Source organism: Sporocytophaga myxococcoides (assembly GCF_000775915.1).
GTDB lineage: Bacteria > Bacteroidota > Bacteroidia > Cytophagales > Cytophagaceae > Sporocytophaga > Sporocytophaga myxococcoides_A.
In genome coordinates this window covers 1-678 of the sequence record NZ_BBLT01000036.1, presented here as the reverse complement: position 1 = coordinate 678, position 678 = coordinate 1, and the positions used below count along the sequence as shown (strand labels likewise).

General features: G+C 49.9%; 2 tRNA genes and 1 rRNA gene. All 3 read left to right on the top strand.

The window, feature by feature from the left end:
- Positions 1–243 (top strand): 16S ribosomal RNA (locus MYP_RS24600); the annotation flags it as partial.
- Positions 244–326: 83 nt separating this feature from the next.
- Positions 327–403, top strand: a tRNA-Ile gene (locus MYP_RS24595).
- A 16-nt stretch (positions 404–419) separates the two neighbouring features.
- Positions 420–495: transfer RNA gene (locus MYP_RS24590), tRNA-Ala, on the top strand.
- The last annotated feature ends 183 nt before the right edge of the window (positions 496–678 follow it).

Sequence of the window (678 nt, the reverse complement as noted above, 5' to 3'; positions counted from 1 at the left end):
GTCCGGATTGTAGTCTGCAACTCGACTACATGAAGTTGGAATCGCTAGTAATCGCGGATCAGCATGTCGCGGTGAATACGTTCCCGGGTCTTGTACACACCGCCCGTCACACCATGGGAGCGGGTTTTACCAGAAGTAGGTAGCTTAACCGCAAGGAGGGCGCTTACCACGGTAGGATTCGTGACTGGGGTGAAGTCGTAACAAGGTAGCCGTATCGGAAGGTGCGGCTGGATCACCTCCTTTCTAGAGTAGCACCGGGTCGAAAGCCAATCACTCAAACGCTCCACGCTTATCGACTGTTCGTAAAGAGAACAACAGTGTATGTCGGGGCTGTAGCTCAGCTGGTTAGAGCACCGTGTTGATAACGCGGGGGTCGTTGGTTCGAGTCCAACCAGCCCTACCAAGTTATCGTAAGTAACGGGGGATTAGCTCAGCTGGGAGAGCACCTGCTTTGCAAGCAGGGGGTCGTCGGTTCGATCCCGTCATCCTCCACCATTACCTGGTTCTGAAAGTACAAACGTAAGCAAGAAGATGCTTAGGTTTGGTCTTTTCGAGATCACTGTTTTTTCGTTCTTTAACAATCTGGAAGAAGTAAAGTTTTTTTAAGCGTGTAAGCGAATCAGAAATGATGAGCGAGCACACTTAGGGTAGTAATCAAGTATCAACAAACATGCAACG